The 18,153-nt window shown below is 57.1% G+C and carries 12 protein-coding genes, 2 tRNA genes and 1 pseudogene; 8 read left to right on the top strand and 7 right to left on the bottom strand.

The window, feature by feature from the left end; genetic code table 11:
* Window positions 1-6: 6 nt before the first annotated feature.
* The 3 genes from SPE70_RS17195 to SPE70_RS17185 all read left to right on the top strand — a co-directional run bounded on the left by SPE70_RS17195 (window position 7) and on the right by SPE70_RS17185 (window position 5,671).
* The gene (locus tag SPE70_RS17195) at window positions 7-1,116 is read left to right on the top strand and encodes an efflux RND transporter periplasmic adaptor subunit (RefSeq protein WP_324726352.1); all 1,110 of its coding nucleotides are present in this window, start codon (window positions 7-9) and stop codon (window positions 1,114-1,116) included.
* On the top strand, window positions 1,113-4,226 hold the full coding sequence (locus tag SPE70_RS17190) for an efflux RND transporter permease subunit (protein WP_324726351.1): 3,114 nt from the start codon (window positions 1,113-1,115) through the stop codon (window positions 4,224-4,226). Before SPE70_RS17195 ends, SPE70_RS17190 begins: the two co-directional genes overlap by 4 nt.
* A 206-nt stretch (window positions 4,227-4,432) precedes the next feature.
* The gene (locus tag SPE70_RS17185; RefSeq protein WP_324726350.1) at window positions 4,433-5,671 is read left to right on the top strand and encodes a multidrug effflux MFS transporter; all 1,239 of its coding nucleotides are present in this window, start codon (window positions 4,433-4,435) and stop codon (window positions 5,669-5,671) included.
* 321 nt (window positions 5,672-5,992) lie between these two features.
* On the opposite strand, the gene SPE70_RS17180 is transcribed toward SPE70_RS17185, so the two are convergent.
* The gene (locus SPE70_RS17180) at window positions 5,993-7,261 is read right to left on the bottom strand and encodes a tyrosine-type recombinase/integrase (protein WP_324726349.1); all 1,269 of its coding nucleotides are present in this window, start codon (window positions 7,259-7,261) and stop codon (window positions 5,993-5,995) included.
* Window positions 7,262-7,422: 161 nt separating this feature from the next.
* Window positions 7,423-7,498: transfer RNA gene (locus SPE70_RS17175), tRNA-Asn, on the bottom strand.
* A 5-nt stretch (window positions 7,499-7,503) separates the two neighbouring features.
* On the opposite strand from SPE70_RS17175, the gene SPE70_RS26450 reads away from it, so the two are divergent.
* The 3 genes from SPE70_RS26450 (at window position 7,504) to SPE70_RS17165 (ending at window position 9,332) form a co-directional block, all read left to right on the top strand.
* Window positions 7,504-7,683: a DUF5951 family protein gene (locus tag SPE70_RS26450; protein ID WP_219163281.1), complete on the top strand. Its 180-nt coding sequence runs from the start codon at window positions 7,504-7,506 to the stop codon at window positions 7,681-7,683.
* Between the two features lie 8 nt (window positions 7,684-7,691).
* Window positions 7,692-9,128: an EmmdR/YeeO family multidrug/toxin efflux MATE transporter gene (locus SPE70_RS17170; protein WP_016161429.1), complete on the top strand. Its 1,437-nt coding sequence runs from the start codon at window positions 7,692-7,694 to the stop codon at window positions 9,126-9,128.
* A gap of 128 nt (window positions 9,129-9,256) precedes the next feature.
* Window positions 9,257-9,332: transfer RNA gene (locus SPE70_RS17165), tRNA-Asn, on the top strand.
* Window positions 9,333-9,500: 168 nt separating this feature from the next.
* Here the strand turns inward: SPE70_RS17165 and SPE70_RS17160 are convergent.
* Window positions 9,501-10,955, bottom strand: coding sequence for an AMP nucleosidase (locus tag SPE70_RS17160; RefSeq protein WP_008804170.1), 1,455 nt, complete (start codon window positions 10,953-10,955; stop codon window positions 9,501-9,503).
* A 130-nt stretch (window positions 10,956-11,085) separates the two neighbouring features.
* On the bottom strand, window positions 11,086-11,331 hold the full coding sequence (gene pmrD / locus SPE70_RS17155; RefSeq protein WP_008804171.1) for a signal transduction protein PmrD: 246 nt from the start codon (window positions 11,329-11,331) through the stop codon (window positions 11,086-11,088).
* 270 nt (window positions 11,332-11,601) lie between these two features.
* Here pmrD and SPE70_RS17150 point away from each other — a divergent pair, with 270 nt between their 5' ends.
* Window positions 11,602-13,224: an alpha/beta hydrolase gene (locus tag SPE70_RS17150; protein ID WP_136047316.1), complete on the top strand. Its 1,623-nt coding sequence runs from the start codon at window positions 11,602-11,604 to the stop codon at window positions 13,222-13,224.
* Here the strand turns inward: SPE70_RS17150 and SPE70_RS17145 are convergent.
* The 3 genes and pseudogenes from SPE70_RS17145 to SPE70_RS17135 form a co-directional block, all read right to left on the bottom strand.
* On the bottom strand, window positions 13,135-14,067 hold the full coding sequence (locus tag SPE70_RS17145; RefSeq protein ID WP_040968705.1) for a nucleoside recognition domain-containing protein: 933 nt from the start codon (window positions 14,065-14,067) through the stop codon (window positions 13,135-13,137). The genes SPE70_RS17150 and SPE70_RS17145 overlap by 90 nt on opposite strands.
* A gap of 117 nt (window positions 14,068-14,184) precedes the next feature.
* Window positions 14,185-15,105, bottom strand: coding sequence for an MDR family oxidoreductase (locus tag SPE70_RS17140; RefSeq protein WP_231669024.1), 921 nt, complete (start codon window positions 15,103-15,105; stop codon window positions 14,185-14,187).
* Window positions 15,038-15,863, bottom strand: a pseudogene (locus SPE70_RS17135) (TetR family transcriptional regulator C-terminal domain-containing protein). The gene SPE70_RS17140 and the pseudogene SPE70_RS17135 overlap by 68 nt, the downstream one beginning before the upstream one ends.
* A gap of 559 nt (window positions 15,864-16,422) precedes the next feature.
* Between SPE70_RS17135 and SPE70_RS17130 the strand changes: the two are divergent.
* A complete protein-coding gene (locus SPE70_RS17130; RefSeq protein WP_012541138.1) occupies window positions 16,423-18,057 on the top strand; it encodes a Na+/H+ antiporter in 1,635 nt (544 codons plus the stop codon).
* The last annotated feature ends 96 nt before the right edge of the window (window positions 18,058-18,153 follow it).

Here is an 18,153-nt window from a genome sequence, read left to right as displayed (position 1 = left end):
GAACCCATGCTCAGGCTTAATCCTGCCACCTTTGCTGTTTGCCTGTTGCCACTTGCCCTTGTGGCTTGTGGTGACACTTCCGTCACCGACGATCCCCGTACTCAGCCTCCTCTGGTCAGGTCTGCGACCGTGGTGAGTGCTGCCGATGTCTCCCGCTCATTTACCGGCGTTGTTGTCGCCCGAATTCAAAGCGATCTCGGTTTCAGAGTGCAAGGCAAAATCCTTGAACGTCTGGTTGATACCGGCCAGACCGTTAAACGCGGCCAGCCATTAATGCGTCTGGATCCGGTTGACCTGAGCCTGCAGGCCCAGGCTCAGCAACAGGCGGTCGCGGCGGCACGGGCTCGTGCAAAACAAACGAAGGATGACGAGGCGCGTTACCGCGGGCTGGTTGCCTCAGGTGCTGTGTCGGCCTCGGCCTACGATCAGATAAAAGCCGCCGCCGACACGGCCAAAGCTGAACTCAGTGCGGCGCAGGCACAGGCGAATGTGGCGCAAAACGCGACGGGTTACGCCGTGCTGCTGGCGGATGCCGACGGCGTGGTGATGGAAACGCTGGCTGAACCCGGCCAGGTTGTCAGTGCCGGGCAACCGGTGGTTCGCCTGGCCAGAGCAGGGCAGCGCGAGGCCATCGTGCAGTTGCCCGAGACGCTACGCCCGGCTGCCGGAAGCGAGGCCGAGGCAACGTTGTATGGTACGGGTAAACAGGCAGTCCCTGCGAAGCTGCGGCTTCTTTCCGATGCGGCAGATCCGCTAACCCGTACCTTCGAGGCGAGATATGTGCTTGAGGGAGCACTGGCGAATGCCCCGCTGGGATCCACCGTGACGCTGCATATTGCAGACGATAAATTACCGGGCCAGGTGATGCAGGTGCCTTTAGCGGCCATCTATGATCCGGGCAAAGGGCCGGGAGTCTGGGAGATTTCGGGTAAGCCGGCCAAAGTGTCATGGCGGCCCGTGCAGGTGCAGGGAGTGGGGGACGATGCGGCGAGGGTGACCGGTTCCCTTAAGCCGGGAGAGCAGGTGGTCGCTCTCGGGGCGCATCTGCTGCATGACGGTGAGGCCGTACGCCTGGCCGAACAAAGCGACACCCGCGTCGCCAGGAGCCAGCCATGAGCGGGGGGCGATTCAATCTTTCAGCGCTCGCCGTGCGTGAGCGCTCAATCACGCTGTTCCTGATTATCCTGATTACCGTGGCCGGTATTCTTTCGTTTTTTGAACTGGGACGGGCTGAAGATCCGCCGTTTACGGTCAAGCAGATGACCATTATTTCTGCTTGGCCGGGTGCCACCGCGCAGGAAATGCAGGATCAGGTGGCTGAACCGCTGGAAAAGCGTATGCAGGAGCTGAAGTGGTATGACCGAAGCGAGACGTACACGCGTCCCGGTCTGGCTTTTACCATGCTTTCGCTGAAGGACAGCACACCGCCTTCACAGGTGCAGGAAGAGTTTTATCAGGCACGTAAGAAGCTGGGAGATGAGACCAAAAACCTGCCGGCAGGCGTCATCGGGCCGATGGTCAATGATGAATTCTCCGACGTGACCTTTGCGCTCTTTGCGCTGAAGGCCAAAGGGGAGCCACAGCGACTGCTGGTACGCGATGCGGAATCGTTGCGCCAGCAAATTCTGCATGTGCCGGGGGTCAAGAAGGTCAATATCATCGGCGAAAAGGCCGAACGCATCTTTGTCTCGTTCTCGCATGACCGGCTGGCCACGCTGGGTATTTCGCCTCAGGATATTTTTTCCGCCCTCAACAGCCAGAACGTCCTGACGCCCGCCGGTTCGATTGATACCCAGGGGCCGCAGGTCTTTATCCGCCTTGATGGCGCCTTCGATAAACTGGAGAAAATCCGCGAAACGCCCATCGTCGTACAGGGCAGAACCTTGCAGCTTTCTGACGTGGCAACCGTTGAACGGGGCTACGAAGATCCTGCGACCTTTCTGATCCGCAATCAGGGTGAACCGGCGCTGCTGCTGGGCATCGTTATGCGCGACGGCTGGAACGGTCTGGATTTGGGTAAGGCGCTGGATGCGGAAACGGCCAACATCAATGAGGGCATGCCGCTGGGCATGACCCTGACCAAGGTCACCGATCAGTCAGTCAACATCAGCTCCGCCGTTGACGAGTTCATGATCAAATTCTTCGTCGCGCTGCTGGTGGTGATGGTGGTGTGCTTCGTCAGTATGGGCTGGCGCGTTGGCGTGGTGGTTGCCGCCGCGGTGCCGCTGACGCTGGCGATTGTCTTTGTGGTGATGGAGGCTTCCGGCAAAAACTTTGACCGTATTACCCTGGGCTCGCTGATCCTGGCGCTCGGGTTGCTGGTCGATGATGCCATCATCGCCATCGAGATGATGGTGGTGAAAATGGAGGAGGGCTACGACCGCATCAAAGCCTCGGCCTATGCCTGGAGTCACACGGCAGCCCCGATGCTGGCAGGCACGCTGGTCACCGCCGTCGGATTCATGCCCAACGGTTTTGCCCAGTCGACTGCCGGTGAATACACCAGCAACATGTTCTGGATTGTCGGTATCGCCCTGATTGCTTCCTGGATTGTGGCGGTGGTGTTTACGCCTTATCTGGGCGTGAAAATGTTGCCGAAAATCAAAACGGTGGAGGGCGGGCATGCGGCGATTTACGACACCCGTCATTACAACCGTTTTCGCCGGGTGCTGACCCGCGTCATCGCGCGCAAGTGGATAGTCGCCGGTACCGTTATTGCCGTCTTTACGGTCGCTATACTCGGCATGGGGCTGGTGAAAAAACAATTTTTCCCGACCTCTGACCGCCCGGAAGTACTGGTTGAAGTGCAGATGCCTTATGGCACTTCTATTGAGCAGACCAGCGCCACCACGGCGAAAATCGAAGCCTGGCTGAGAAAGCAGAAAGAGGCAAAAATCGTCACGTCCTACATCGGGCAGGGTTCACCGCGTTTTTATCTGGCCATGGCGCCTGAGCTGCCCGATCCGTCATTTGCGAAAATTGTCGTGCTGACGGACAGTCAGGAAGCACGCGAGGCGCTCAAGTTCAGACTGCGTGAAGCGGCGGCCAGCGGCCTGGCACCTGAGGCGCGCGTGCGTGTGACCCAACTGGTGTTCGGTCCGTATTCTCCTTATCCGGTGGCCTACCGGGTGATGGGGCCGGATCCTGATAAACTGCGCGAAATTGCAGACAAGGTCGAAAAGGTGATGCAGGCCAGCCCGATGATGAGGACCGTCAACACAGATTGGGGGCCGCGTGTACCGGCGCTCCATTTCACGCTCAGTCAGGATCGTCTGCAGGCGGTGGGGCTGACATCGAATGCGGTCGCGCAGCAGCTTCAGTTCCTGCTTTCAGGGGTTCCGATCACCTCGGTACGTGAAGATATCCGTTCGGTGCAGGTGATGGGGCGGGCGGCAGGAGATATCCGGCTTGATCCGGAAAAAATCGCCGGTTTCACCATAGTGGGGTCTTCCGGCCAGCGCATTCCGCTGTCGCAGATCGGGGAGGTTGAGGTGCAAATGGAAGATCCTGTTCTGCGCCGTCGCGATCGAACGCCGACCATTACCGTGCGGGGGGACATTGCCGAAAATCTGCAGCCGCCGGATATCTCCACGGCAATGACTAAAGCCTTACAGCCGGTCATTGATACGCTGCCGGTCGGATACCGTATTGAGCAGGCGGGTTCTATTGAAGAATCTGGGAAAGCCACCCAGGCGATGGCACCGCTGTTCCCGATCATGATTGCCATGACGCTGTTGATTATTATCCTGCAGGTGCGGTCGATGTCGGCGATGGTGATGGTCTTCCTCACCGCGCCGCTGGGGCTGATTGGGGTGGTGCCCACGCTGCTGCTCTTTAACCAGCCATTTGGCATCAATGCGCTGGTAGGACTGATTGCGCTGTCGGGCATCCTGATGCGTAACACCCTGATTCTGATAGGGCAGATCCATCACAACGAACAGGAAGGGCTGCCGCCATTTCATGCGGTGGTGGAGGCAACGGTGCAGCGGGCCAGACCGGTGTTGCTGACGGCGATGGCGGCCATTCTGGCGTTTATCCCGCTGACCCACTCGGTGTTCTGGGGAACGCTGGCTTATACCCTGATTGGGGGAACGTTTGGTGGCACCATTATCACCTTGGTGTTCCTGCCAGCAATGTATGCCATCTGGTTTAGGATACGGCCTCACAATCAGCCGCAGAGTGGAAGTTCGACACCGGGCAGGCCTGTTTCCACTGCGAATCAGTGAATCGCTTTTGTCGCATCGTCTCACCACAGACCATTGTCACCGGGTGATGGTCTGTGGTTTCCCCTGTCGACTGAGAAATTAAGGAATCTGAGGATGACGTATATAGGTCAAAAGCCCAGTTGCAGAACATCTTCCTGTCGTAGTGCTCTCGCTCTGACGGATAAGAGTGGTATTTGTGTGTCAGTAATTTTCGGTGAGATTTTACTATGAAGACACAAAGCTTTCCGGGGGGCATTGAGGCATGTGACCAGATCTCTGAAAATCCGCGATTAACAGGGAAGATTATCGTTTTGTTGGCGGGACTCTCGGCTATCAGCACCTTATCCACAAATATCATTCTCCCCGCATTTCCGGATATCGGCGAGCAGTTAGGGGTATCAGCACGTGAACTGGGACTTACGCTTTCCAGTTTTTTTATCACTTTTGCTCTGGCTCAATTAGTGGTTGGTCCGCTGGCAGACCGCTATGGCCGCAAAAAACTGATATTGGGAGGGCTGTCAATATTCATCGTAGGGACTGTCGTGGGGGGACTTGCTGGCTCACTTGAAACGCTTATTATCGGACGCGTCATCCAGGCGTTAGGTGTCTGTGCCGCTGCAGTACTGGCCCGAGCCATTGCGCGTGATTTGTTCGATGGTGAAACACTGGCACGTGCACTGTCTCTGACCATGATCGCCACAGCGGCCGCCCCCGGTTTTTCACCGCTGGTGGGTAGCGTGCTGACCACCACTTTAGGCTGGCGTGCGATCTTCATCCTCGTTGGCCTTGCGGCCTTTGCTGTAGCCATTTTTTATACCGCTACATTGGGAGAAACGCATCCAACTGAAAGGCGTGCTCAAGTTTCAATTCCGGGCGTGGTTGTTGCGTATTTTAGGCTGGCAGTGAATGGGAAATTTCTTCTTCCGGCACTGTCGGTGAGCCTGTTGATGAGCGGTTTATTTGCCTCCTTCGGTGCCGCACCTGCAATCCTGATAAAGGGGATAGGGTTATCATCATTACAAGTCGGTTTTTACTTTGCCGCCACAGTGTTTGTGGTCTTCGGCGCAGGTATGGCGGCCCCTCGAATGGCGCGGCGCTATGGCGCGCAAATTATTACCTCGGCAGGTATTCTTACTGCGTTACTCGGTGGTGGCATGTTGTTGATTGGGCCTGAGTCTCCGGGATTAGGCTGGTATTCCCTGTCGATGGTCATGTACCTCTGGGGGATGGGGCTGGCTAATCCATTGGGAACGGCAATTACACTTGGGCCCTTCGGGAAACAGGCCGGGCTGGCATCCGCTTTGCTTGGTTTTCTTACTATGGGGGCTGCTGCAACTGCAACCTGGCTCAGTTCTGTAATGACATTCCCCGCAGTGGCAACGCTGGGAGGTATACAGACAACTGCCTGTATGATCGCGCTTTTACTGTTCCTGCTGCGAGGAAAATTATCAGCATCGGCTACGTGAAAATTACAAGATGGAATAGGGGTTTATTTCTTTGGCAGAAAATGAGCTAGTACAGGATTAACTTTTACTACCTGGCGCGACTATCCCTTGTTTAGGGAAAAAGTTGCATCAACCTGTTGATCTCACAGCTCATAACAGAACTAATCCGTTTGCGTGGATAATTCTGTATGAGAAGCGGACATTACACTTTCGATTCACCCAGAACCGTTTGCCTTAAGAGGTTCATAAACGGTTTAACAATTTCTCCTAATTGAAGTAAGAAAAAAGCCGTACCAGTACAGATTGATACGGCTAATTTTGTGGTTTATTTTGTCAGTGGCGTTATCCCATTCTGCAACTGATTTCCTTCCCACAAATATAAGGTGGGAAATACGCTTTCCGGCACATATCCAGATAATCCGACCACCACTGCATCATCGCTTTTCGGGCATCGAGATATTCTGCTTTATGAATGTAAGCCGCTCGAACGCTATTGCGCTCCTGATGGCTCATTTGACGCTCAACCGCATCCTGTGACCACAGGCCAGATTCCATCAGAGCACTACAGGCCATTGCCCGAAATCCGTGACCGCAAATTTCATCTTTCGTGTCATAGCCCATCAGCCGTAGTGCCTTGTTGACCGTGTTTTCGCACATGGGCTTATACGGATTATGATCACCCGGAAATACCAGTTCCTGATGCCCGGATATTTCCCGTATCTGTTTCAGAATAGAGATGGACTGGCTGGAGAGAGGAACAATATGCGGTGTGCGCATTTTCGCTCCACGCCGGGAATAACGGACACCGGGGATAGCCTCGCGATTGGCAGGAATGGTCCAGATTTTGTTTCTAAAATCGATCTCAGACCAACGGGCAAAACGCAACTCGCTGGAACGGATGAACAGGTGCAGAGTAAGTGATACTGCTAAACGGGTTAATTCTCGCCCTTGCTTGTAATCCTCAATACGAGTCAACAGTTCAGGTAGTTTCTCCAGCGGAAGGGCAGGATAGTGGCGTTTAACGGGCGCGGCGATTATACCGTCAAGATTCGCCGCCGGATTATTCTCTATTAATTCCTGATGTACGGCATGACGCATGATGTTGCACATATGCTGTCGGGTTCGTGCCGCTACTTCCAGCAAGCCTTTTTTCTCAATTCCTTTCAGCAGACCGATGAAGTGGCGAGTTTTTAGTTCTGTGACCGGCAGGTGTCCAATAATCGGGAAGATATGGTTATTCATGCTGGCAAGCAGACGGATGGCATGGTTCTCTGACCATGAGCGGTTGCTTTTATGCCACTCCAATGCCACATGCTTGAAGGTTTTCTCTGGTGAGGAAGTGGTTCTTTCAGAAGCGCGCTGTTGTGCTGGATTGATATTCTGAGACAGTAGCTTGCGGATACCTTCACGCTGTTGACGAGCATCGGCCAGAGAGACATCAGGATAGGCACCTAAGCCGAGGCGGGATTCTTTTTTATTGATACGATATTTGAGATACCAGAGACGTGAACCGCCTGGATTAACCAGCAGGTACAGACCGTGAGAATCGGAAACTTTGAAGGGTTTTGCGGATGATTTTAAGTTGCGGATTTTTGAGTCGTTAAGAGACATTTGGGGGTCACTCCGTCATCGAACCAACTTGACCCCAAATCTGACCACCAAATTCTCCCGATGCGGAGGGAAAACTGAAAATGCATCGGGAAGACTTTTCACGCTAACTTATTGAAGCTTAATCACATAGAGATTCGCAAAGCGGCATGAAAACAAGAATTTGGCTCCTCTGACTGGACTCGAACCAGTGACATACGGATTAACAGTCCGCCGTTCTACCGACTGAACTACAGAGGAATCGTGTGGAGTCGTATCTTAGCGGCGAAAAATCTTTTGTCAAACATCAATTCGCCTGTTCAGGTGCAACTGCCGCTTCCATCAACAATTTGTTGTCATTTCCGACAATTATTCAGGAAAAATACTTTGCAGGATATCCATTTCTCAATCATCATTTGAAATGTTGTTTCAACATCTCTCACTAAGGTCTCTCTTGAACGTCACCTCCGCCGTACGCCAGGCCGTCGAACGGACATCCTGGTTTAAAAAACGTCAGCGTTATCGTGTGCTGTACTGGCGCGAAATCAGCCCTCTCGCTGTCCCCATTCTGCTGGAAAATGCCTGTGTGCTGTTGATGGGGGTATTGAGCACCTTCCTTGTCAGCTGGCTGGGAAAAGAGGCCATGGCCGGGGTGGGGCTGGCCGATAGCTTTAACATGGTGATCATGTCGTTCTTTGCCGCCATCGATCTTGGCACCACGGTGGTGGTGGCTTTTAGCCTTGGCAAGCGCGATCGGCGGCGGGCGAGAGCGGCCGCGCGTCAGTCGCTGGCCATTATGACGCTGTTTTCCATTTTGCTGGCGGGAGTGATCCATGCCTTTGGGCAGGAGATTATTGATTTTGTCGCCGGTGACGCCACTGCGCAGGTCAAGGCCCTGGCCCTGACCTATCTGGAGCTGACGGCGCTGAGCTATCCGGCGGCGGCGATTGCGCTGATCGGTAGCGGTGCACTGCGCGGCGCCGGAACCACCAAAATCCCGCTGCTGATCAATGGCGGGATGAATATCCTCAACATCTTAATCAGCAGCGTGCTCATCTACGGCATCTTCTCCTGGCCGGGGCTGGGGTTTGTCGGCGCCGGTCTTGGGCTGACCATTGCCCGCTATATTGGCGCGATAGCCACGATCTGGGTGCTGATGGTGGGTCTCAATCCGGCGCTGAGGCTGTCGCTGAAGGGCTACTTCAAACCCTTTAACTTCGCCATTATCTGGGAGGTGATGGGGATCGGCATCCCGGCCAGTATCGAATCGGTCCTGTTCAATGGCGGCAAGCTGCTGACCCAAATGTTTGTCGCCGGGATGGGTACCAACGTTATCGCCGGCAACTTTATCGCTTTTTCAGTGGCCTCGCTGATTAACCTGCCGGGCAACGCCCTCGGCTCCGCCTCGACGATCATCACCGGTAAGCGGCTGGGAAAAGGGCAGATTGGTCAGGCTGAATTCCAGGCCTGGCACGTATTTTGGCTGTCGACGATCATTCTGACGCTGATCGCCTGGGGCAGCGCCCCGTTCGCCGGCTTCATTGCCTCGTTCTATACCCATGAAGACGACGTGAAAGAGGTGGTGAAGCAGCTCCTGTGGCTCAACGCCCTGTTTATGCCAATCTGGTCGCTGTCGTGGACCTTACCCTGCGCGTTTAAGGGGGCCCGCGACGTTCGCTATACCATGTGGGTGTCGATGCTGGGCATGTGGGGCTGCCGGGTGGTGGCGGGCTATACGCTGGGTATCGTGCTGGGGATGGGCGTGATAGGCGTGTGGTTGGGGATGGTGCTCGACTGGGCGGTGCGCGGCGTGCTGTTTTACTTCCGCATGGTGAGCGGTCGCTGGCTGTGGAAGTACCCGCGCGTGAAGGCCACGTCGGAGGAAACCTGAGCCGTTTGCGGGGATGAACGCCATTTTTTGCGCAAAGTGAAGAATAATTCGGCAAACGATTCATTTTATTGAAAACAGGCTTTGACAGCGCCGGGCGTCATCGATAATATGCGCCCCGTTCACACGATTCCTCTGTAGTTCAGTCGGTAGAACGGCGGACTGTTAATCCGTATGTCACTGGTTCGAGTCCAGTCAGAGGAGCCAAATTTAAGAAGCCTGCTTTCGAGCAGGCTTTTTGCTTTTCTGCGCGCCACGCTTCCCTGTGGACGCACATCCAAAGTTCTCGCCGGGCCGTTCGTTTCGCTCATCCCGGCACTGACGATCCCCTGCGGGGAACGCCAGCGTGTTTCCTTTCTAGCTCTGCGTCACCGGTTAGCGGAACGGCGGTTCGTTGAAGGTACGCAGCTTACGCGAGTGCATGTGATCCCCCTCGGCGCGCAGCAGGTCGATCGCCCGGATGCCTATCTGCAGATGCTCGGAGATAGCGCCCTCGTAGAAACGGTTGGCCTGGCCGGGAAGCTTAATTTCACCGTGCAGCGGTTTGTCCGAGACGCAGAGCAGCGTGCCGTAAGGCACGCGGAAGCGATAGCCCTGGGCGGCGATGGTCGCGCTCTCCATATCGATAGCCACCGCGCGGCTGAGATTAAAGCGCAGCGCCGAAGCAGAATAGCGCAGCTCCCAGTTACGGTCGTCGGTGGTGACCACCGTTCCGGTACGCAGCCGCTGCTTCACCTCCTCGCCGGGCATCCCGCTCACCTGCTTGGTGGCGTCGTACAGCGCACGCTGCACTTCGGCAATGCTGGGGATCGGAATATCTGGCGGCAGTACCGCATCCAGCACATGGTCGTCGCGCAGATAGGCGTGGGCCAGCACATAGTCGCCGATAGCCTGGCTTTCACGCAGGCCGCCGCAGTGGCCAATCATCAGCCAGACATCGGGGCGCAGTACCGCCAGATGGTCACAAATGGTTTTGGCGTTAGCCGGGCCGACGCCAATGTTAATCAGGGTGATCCCTTTGCCGTCGTGGGTGATCAGATGCCAGGCTGGCATCTGGTGCTTCTTCCACGCCAGATCGGAAATGGCCTGTTCCGGCGCTTCCGTTTCCGCAGTGATCCAGATCCCGCCGGCGCAGGAGAGGGCGATATAGGGGCTGTCGGGATCGAGGATCTGGCTGCAGCCCCAGCTGACGAACTCATCCACATAGCGGGTATAGTTGGTGAACAGCACGTAGGGCTGGAAGTGTTCCGCCGGCGTGCCGGTGTAGTGACGCAGACGCGCCAGCGAAAAATCGACGCGGCGGGCGTCAAAGTGCGACAGCGGATAGAACTCGGTAGGGTGGAACAGGCCATCCGCGGTCTCATCGCCAATCTGTGACAGCTCGGTGGTGGGAAAATAGCGCGTCAGACCAGCGCTCATCGAGCGGTCGAGGGTCAGGGTGGAGCCATCTATCACATAAGGATAGGGGATCTCATGCTGCGACAGCTCGACGCTGATATGCGCGCCATAGTCCTGATACAGCAGGGTCAGCTGTTCCAGCAAATAGTGGCGGAACAGTTTCGGATTCGTAATGGTGGTGGTATAGCAACCGGCATGGGTGAAACGTCCCCAGGCGCGCGTTTTGAGGGCTTTATGATCGGCGCCGTCCCAGGAGACCGACAGCTGCGGGTAGACAAAAAGGCCTTCCGCACGGGCTTCGGTATCAGGGAGCGTATTATGGTCGATATAGTCGCCGATGGCCTTGCGTAACGCCGTGACCGAGGCTTCATAGCGCGCTTCCAGCTCGGCAAGCGCTTGTTCCGGGGTCAGACTGGCGGCCTTGTGATTCATTATTCGCTCCTTGTTTCAGGTCTGCTGACATTCCCGATAGTATGTCACAGCGTGAAAAGGACGAAGGGGAATTTATATATTGGATGCGAAGATACTGAGACTATAACTGGCTAAGGGCCGGACGTGCTCTTTATCCGCCGAGTTTGGCCCAGCGCTCACTGCTATAATGAGTGGCTTTGAGGATCTTCAACGTCTGCGCCGGGTTATTATTCAGACAATAACGAGCATTGGCCAGCGGAGTGAGTTTATCGCCTTCCTGCAGGTGGAGGCGACAAGCTTCAATTTCCGCAATCATCTCCAGCGCACCGCTCTGCAGCACGACGCAGCAGGAGCTGGTCATTGAATTTTTTCGTACTTTTTTTACCCACCACTCCATCTATATCTTCCTGTCCTGATCGCGTCCCTGCCGATAATTCATGTTTCCTCAAGGTCTGACAATAAGATTATCCCCTTGGTTTATACAGTGTTTAAAAATACGCGACCGAACGTTGATCTCATCGGTAGGCTTTTTTTCACCGAACATGAATGATCTGCCGGGTTTAATTTGCCGGAACCGATGACTATGCTGAGAAGCAGACAGTGAAAATAGCCTGTCAGGAATAGGGCAGATGAGTTCGGCTACGCGAAAAATATAAGAGGGAGCGTCATGAAGCATGTTTTACGCCACTGGCGAACGTCGGGCGCCGTGATTGGCTCACTGCTAAAAAAAGGGATCATTGCGGTACTGGTGCTGCTGGTGGTCTTTCTCGCCGGGCGGATCTACGAGTCCCAGCGTGGCCCGGCCCTGCATCGCTGGCATACCTGGAGCGCCAACGAGATGTCGGCCGAAGAGATCGACCAGGCGACCTTTGCCCAGTATCTGGCGCGGGAGAAGACGATTTTCGCCGATCTCCAGCACGAGGTGACAGAGGCTTTGCCGGAGGAAGATAAAACCCCGGTCAACCGCTTTTATCGTCACAGCCGGGTCTGGCCGGGGCAGTTTAAGCAGGACTGGAATCGTTCTTTTGTGCTGTTGCCGCAGGGCAAGCCGCGCGGCAGCGTGGTGCTGCTCCATGGCCTGACTGATTCGCCCTACAGCGTGCGCTATCTGGCGCAACTCTGGCAGCAGCGGGGTTATGTGGCGGTGGTGCCGCGTTTGCCGGGACACGGCACCGCGCCGGGGGCGTTAACGGCGGTGGACTGGGAGACCTGGCTGGCGGCGACGCGTCTGGCAGTGCGCGAAGCGACGCGCCTGGCCGGGGCGGACGTGCCGCTGCATCTGGTCGGTTACTCTAACGGCGGCGCACTGGCGCTCAAGTATGCTCTTGATAGCCTGGAAGACAATCACTTGCGCCAGCCGCAGCAGATTATCCTGCTGTCGCCGATGATCGGTGTGACCGCGTTTGCCCGTTTCGCTGGCCTCGCCGGGCTGCCGTCCATCTTCCCGGCGTTCGCCCGCGCGGCCTGGCTGAACGTGGCGCCTGAGTTTAATCCCTTCAAGTACAACTCCTTTCCGGTCAAGGCGGCAAGACAGTCCTGGTTATTGAGCCAGGCGCTGCAGCAGCAGATTATCCGCGCGTCCCGTCAGGGCGAGCTGAAAGCGCTGCCGCCGGTCCTGACCTTTCAGTCGGTGATGGATTCCACGGTCAGCACCCGCGCGGTGGTGGAGTCCCTGTATCGTTACCTGCCGGATAACGGCAGCGAGCTGGTGGTGTTCGACATTAACCAGGCGGCGGATCTCCGGGTCCTGTTCCGTCCCGCGCTCTATGCGGCAGTCAATACGCTGCTGCCCCCGGCGCCGCGGGCCTATACCACTACGGTGGTGACCAACGCGACGGCGCACACGCTGCAGACCATCGCCCGTACCACGCTGGCGCAGGAGCGGGATGAGCATCGTTATCCGTTGCATCTCGCCTGGCCGGCGGATATGTACTCTCTGTCGCATGTGGCGGTGCCGTTTCCCCTGAGCGACTCGCTGTACGGTCGCGAGCCGGACGAGAAGAACCGCTACGGCATCAGCCTGGGCACCATTTCACTGCGAGGGGAAACCGGAACGCTGAGCGTGGGGCTGGAGACGTTAATGCGCGTCACCTCCAATCCTTTCTTTCCGTGGATGCTGGCGCGCGTCGATGAGCACATCACCTGCGGCGAACAGGCGGCGGTGGCGGCCTGCCTGAAAGCGCAGGCCAGAGCAGAGGCGTTAAAACAGGAGCAGGTGCAGAACGGTACGCAGCAGGATGCCGACGATCGCCGCGGGAACGACAAAGCGGAACAGGCGCACAAACCGTGAGCTGATGCCGAGAAAAATACCGATACCGGGGAGGTCAAAGGTCTGGATCAGCAGGCCGGCTGAGGCGTTGACCTGGCTGACGGTCACTTTGCCCTGCTGGATCAGCTCAGAAATGACGCCAAAGTAGGCGGTGCCCCCGGCGACGCACTTCACCAGCGCCGGCAGCACAAAGTTCTGCGGGATATGCAGCCAGCCAAGTACCGGCTTCAGCGCCTGCTGTAGCAGGTCAATGGCCCCGGCGCCCTGCAGCAGTCCGACGATGGTTAACGACAGGATCAGCATCGGGACTGCACCGAGCGCCAGGCGGATGGCGTCGGAGCCGGCGCTGTTGATCACCGCCAGTATGCCCTGGCTGTTTTGCTCGGCGTTGGGCAGCGCTTCCGCGCGGGGATTCTCGGCGACCGATAAGCGCCGTCCGGTGACGTGCCAGGCGACGGCGGCCGCGCACAGCCCGCCGATCACCGAGATAACGATCGAGGCCAGCCAGTGCAGACCAAAAGGGGTGAGGGGATAAAAGACGTTGCCTTGCCCCATGGCGAACACCATGGCCAGCGTGGCGGCCATTTGCCGGTCCGAGACGCCGCGTTTGTCCATAATCGACAACGTCGCAAGCGGGGCGGCAAAGCTGACAAAGTTAATCTGGATCAGGGCGAAGGCGCTCATCCCGGTTAAGCCGAAGGGCTTCAGCAGCGGGGCAACCCAGCGAACAATCACATCGAGGATGCCGCGGACCTCCAGATATTTCATGATGATCAGCATGATCACCATAATCGGCAACAGCGTATACAGTGCAACGTCAACGGATGATTTACCCGCCGCCATAATGATGCTTATGACATCCATTTACTTTTTACCACTCGCAAAGGCATCGGTTCGCGTCATCATAATCCCGTGGGGAAGGAAATGATATGCCTTGATCCTCTCGAAGTCCGGCGCCCCACGGGCGCCGGGAGAAGAGGATTACTGGCCGATATTGACCAGCGTCCGGCCGTGAATCGTGTTGCTGAGGAAATCTGCGGCATACGCTGGCGCCTGCTCCAGCGTGATTTCGGTGGCCGCCTGCTGGTAGTAGCTCTCCGGCAGAAGCTGGGCCAGACGCTGCCAGACGGCGTCGCGTTCAGCGGTCGGCACCATCACCGAGTCCACCCCCTGCAGGCGCACGTTGCGCAGAATAAACGGCATCACGGTGGTCGGCAGATCGAAGCCCCCGGCCAGACCGCAGGCGGCGACGCAGCCGCGGTATTGCGTCTGCGCCAGCACTTTGGCCAGCATCGTGCCGCCAACGGTATCCACCGCGCCCGCCCACAGCTGTTTCTCCAGCGGACGGGTCTCCGCGAAGTCGCTGCGCGGCAGGATCGCATCGGCGCCCAGCTGACGCAGGTAATCGTGCGTCGATTCCCGGCCCGATACCGCCGTCACCCGGTAGCCCAGCGCTTTCAGCAACACCACGGCGGTGCTGCCGACCCCGCCGCTGGCGCCGGTAACCAGGATATCCCCGCTTTCCGGAGTGACGCCCGCATTGACGAGGGCATCAACGCACAGCATTGCGGTAAAGCCGGCGGTGCCGATGATCATCGCCTGGCGCGCGCTGAGCGCCGCCGGCTGGGCAACCAGCCAGTCGCCTTTGACGCAGGCTTCGGTGGCCAGGCCACCCCAGTGGTTTTCGCCTACGCCCCAACCGGTCAGGATCACGTCCTGACCGGGAACAAAGCGCGGATCGCGGCTTTCACTCACCCGTCCCGCAAAATCGATGCCAGGCACCATCGGGAACTGACGGATGATTTTGCCTTTGCCGGTGATCGCCAGGGCATCTTTATAGTTGAGACTCGACCAGTCGATAGCGACCCGAACGTCGCCTTCGGCAAGGGCGGGCAGGTCGATCGCTTTGATGGCGGCGACGGTGCGGTTGTCGATCTGGTCCAGAACTAATGCTTTCATGACAGAGTATTCCTCGTCGGAAGGGGGTTATCGGCGCTAACGCCGTCCTGTGCAGGTGTTTTTGTTGTCATACTGTGCGCAAAAAATTCCCAGTACTGGTGAAGCGGTGCGGCGGACTGGCACAGCCTGGCGCGCATCACCGCGCCTTCCCAGCCGATCCAGAAGACCTGGGCCAGCGCGTCCGGTGAGGCGTCGCGGGCGATCGCTCCGGCAGCCTGCGCCTCGTGCAGGCAGCGGGCCACGCGCGACTCCCATGCCGTCAGAATCGCTTTTAATCGCCCGGGAAAGGTGTCGGGTAACAGCGGGGCTTCCTGCAGCAGGTTGCCCACCAGGCAACCGCGGCGAAACTGGTATTTCTCCATCCCCTGGCCGGCATGACGCACAAAAGCCGCCATCCGTTCCAGCGGCGGCACGGCGTCGTCCAGCAGGAATTTATCTAATTTATGCGCAAAAAAGTCGCCATAGGCGCTAAGCACGGCCAGGCCAAAGGCCTCCTTGCTTTTAAAGCAGTGATAAAACGATCCCTTGGGCACATCGATATTCCTGATAACGGCCTCGATACCTGCCGCGAGATAGCCCGTTTCGGTCAGCACTTCAAGGCCTGAGCGAATCAGCGCCTGGCGCGTATCGTCAAACTGGCGATCGACCTTGGGTGGACGACCGCGGCGGGGCTTCAGGACGGCGGAGGTATCGGGATTCATCATTTAGACCGTGTGGTTTAATTGTCGGTCAGGGTACGCCCAAACCCGGGATGGGGCAAGCGCAGCGTGGCGGAGGAGAGGGATGTCGAAAACCAGGGTCAGGAAGGCGGCCTGGCATGAGCATGTTCTGGCACTGTACGGCGATAACCGTTGTTTTCGGCAGTGAAATATTACTCTGCGAATTCTATTAGGTTGCCTGGTAATATCCGTATTCGAAATACGATAAGAAGAACTAATAATATAAAAATATATTGATCCGTGATTACCATCAGGTGGGATAGACGAGCGCCAGAGATACCTGCATTGCGCTGTCGCAGACGCGGATTGTCAATTATTTGCAGACGATGGCGGATTGACAAAGGCGGTACGATAAAACACATTGTCACCCCTGGTTCGGCATGAGGCGCACCGTAGTTTAAATAACATCGCCATCATACAGAGATTGCTGAGCTCTATTATCGGCGTCTGAAGCAATAAACCGGCGATGAAACAACACCTGCAAGGAAAGGAATAAAAGCGTGATGTACAGAATGAGTATTGCCGTCAGAGGAGGGGGCGAATGTCGCTAATTACTATTGTGTTGGTCTTTATGATGGCCATCGTCGTGACCGTGTTCGTGTCTCATCTTCTGCCCGTTAAGGTGCCGCTGCCGCTGATCCAGATCGCCGCAGGCGCTGCGCTGGCCGCCGGCGGATTTCAGGTCGATTTCGATCCGCATATCTTTTTGCTGCTGTTTATTCCGCCGCTGCTTTTCCTCGATGGCTGGCGGATCCCCAAAGACGCCTTTTTCAGGGATATGAAGCCGATTCTGTCGCTGGCGATAGGCCTGGTGATGGTGACGATCCTCGGCATTGGTCTGTTTATACACTGGCTGATCCCGGCTATCACCGTGGCCGCGGGGTTCGCCCTCGCGGCTATTCTGTCACCCACCGATCCGGTGGCGGTATCGGCAATGACCGCCAGCTCACCGCTTCCCTCAAGGATGGCGCATATTCTCGAAGGGGAGTCGCTGTTAAACGATGCTTCAGGCCTTGTCGCCTTTAACTTCGCCATCGCCGCGGTGCTGACCGGCAGCTTCTCGCCGGGAGACGCAGTGGTGAAGTTTTTCCTGATGGCGTTTGGGGGGATCCTCAGTGGCCTCGTGGTGGTGTGGGTCACCGGCAAATGCAACAACTTTCTCGTGCGGCGCACCCGCGAGGAGCCGGCAATTCAGATCCTGATAAGCCTGCTTATCCCCTTCGCTGCCTATTTGCTGGCCGAGGCGTTCCATGTCTCAGGCATTCTTGCTGCGGTGGCCGCCGGCATTGCGATGCACTATGAGCAGCTGTCGGGTCCCCGACTGCCGGCGACGCGTATGAAAAGCAGCGCGGTGTGGACCATGCTGCAGACCACCCTCAACGGCATGATTTTTCTCATGCTGGGCGAGCAGCTGCCGCGCATGCTGAAAACGCTTCCTGCGGTGGCCAGTCAGGCCGGCGTCTCGTCTCCCTGGTATCTGCTGCTGTACGCGGTGGCCATCACCTTGGCGCTTGGCCTGATGCGCTTTGCCTGGGTATGGCTGTCGATGACCCTGACGATTTTCCGCCGTAAGCGCCGGGGCAAGGCTATCACTATTCGTCCGCGATTCAGCATTATGGCCGTCATGGCGCTGGCGGGGGTAAAAGGTTCCGTCACCCTTGCCGGTATCCTGACACTACCGGTATTGCTGGCGGATGGCTCGCCGTTTCCGGGGCGGGAACTGCTGATCTTTCTCTCAATGGCGGTGATCCTGATGTCGCTCATCGTGGCGGCCGTCGGCCTGCCGTACATGACCCAGTATCTGGCCGATGATTTACCCCATGACACCGGGAAAGACAATATCGGTGCGGTGATGACCGAAGTGGCGATTAACCGCCTGAATGCGCTGCTGGACGAGTCGGTGGACGATCCGAATGAGCAGGCTTTGCGGGTCGATGCGGGCAATATGCTGCTGGAAACGTACCAGCGGCGGCTGCACTATAACGACAGTGACGAGGAGCAGGACGTCGGGCTGGAGCTGGCGAAGCGCGCCAGGCTGGAGAAGTATATGCAAAGGGAGGTCATTATCGCTCAGCGCCAGGAGCTGTTCCGGCTGCGGCGCGCCCATAACATCAGTGATACGACCTTTTATGAAGTGCTGCGGGAGATAGACCTCAAGGAAGAAAGCTTGCGCTAACAAACATGGCCGGTGGGCCGGGGCGTAAGCGCTGAAAGGGGCTGGTTCGCCTTCCGGAAGAGGTGTTCTGCCGCTGTATAAAACAAAGCCTGCTGG

The organism is Klebsiella sp. ZJOU C1 (assembly GCF_035620215.1).
GTDB lineage: Bacteria > Pseudomonadota > Gammaproteobacteria > Enterobacterales > Enterobacteriaceae > Klebsiella > Klebsiella variicola.
This window is presented reverse-complemented; position numbering and strand designations above follow the sequence as displayed.